We start from the raw sequence: 1,090 nt of genomic DNA, 5'->3' as shown, positions 1-1,090 counted from the left end.
AGGCAAGCAGTACGGAACGCCGCTGGTGGCTGGAGTCAATAACAAAAACACGATCAACATCGAGATCTGCGTTAATCCAGACAGTAGCTACGACAAGGCGCGGCTTAACTGCGTGGATCTGGTGAGACATCTGATCCAGGAGACGGGGATCCCTGCTGATCGAGTAATCCGGCACTACGATGCAAAACGCAAATGGTGCCCGCGCAAGATGATGGACAGCCCGGAGTTATGGACGGACTTCTGCCTGCGGATCCGCGGCCAGGTGGACGAGGTAAAGAGCTTCGAGGACGGCGCCGGGAACTGGCATTTCACGATCAATGGGGAGTTGCAGAAATCCAGATGGATTAAGTATAAGAATAAGTGGTTTTACGTGAATGATTCCGGGAACATGGTTACTGGATACGTTGCGATCGGCGGCCTGGCCTATATGCTTAACCCGTCAAAGGCTGATATGGAGACATATGGGGCGCTGATGGTAACGAACAACCTTGCACAGGGCAATCTTGAGGTGCAGTGGGTGGAATAGCAAACAACAGAATAATGATGCGACTGAAGCTCTGGGAGGAATCCCGGGGCTTTTCTATTGCAAGATGCAGAAAGGAATTAATATGAAACTAAGACTTGTCAAACAGGGAGATTTTTTAGGAACGAAATGCGATTTTTATGTAAATGAGATTGGCGATATTTTTATGAGCAGAACACAGATTGGATATGCGTTAAAATATAAGCAGCCGCAGAATGCGGTTCTAATTGTTCATAAGCGCCACAAAGAGAGATTGGATAAATTTTCTGTGGAAGTATCGGGGTGTCAATTTGTCACCCCGATTTATAAAAATGAAAACACCGATAAAGTATTCATGTATAAAGAACGCGGAATATATGAAATATGTCGTTACTCAAATCAGCCAATAGCAGACGATTTCAACGACTGGGTTTACGATACGATCCTGTCCATCAAAAAGAACGGCTACTACATCGCCACTGAAAAAGATGCAAAGTGGCTGGGAATCCGTCAGGAGACTAAAGAAGTACGCAAGGCTGAGACAGATCAGATTAAGCTCTTTGTAGAGTACGCAAGGGCACAGGGGAG

The 1,090-nt window shown here is 46.3% G+C and carries 2 protein-coding genes; both read left to right on the top strand.

Annotated features, from left to right (window positions below; translation table 11 throughout):
• Positions 1 to 526 (top strand): N-acetylmuramoyl-L-alanine amidase (locus NE664_12425; protein MCQ4727445.1); only part of this gene is annotated, 526 nt, incomplete at its 5' end.
• A gap of 82 nt (positions 527 to 608) precedes the next feature.
• Positions 609 to 1,090: BRO family protein (locus tag NE664_12420; protein ID MCQ4727444.1), on the top strand; the 482-nt coding region annotated here is incomplete at its 3' end.

The organism is Anaerotignum faecicola, assembly GCA_024460105.1.
In the GTDB taxonomy this organism is placed as follows: Bacteria; Bacillota; Clostridia; order Lachnospirales; family Anaerotignaceae; genus JANFXS01.
This window is presented reverse-complemented; position numbering and strand designations above follow the sequence as displayed.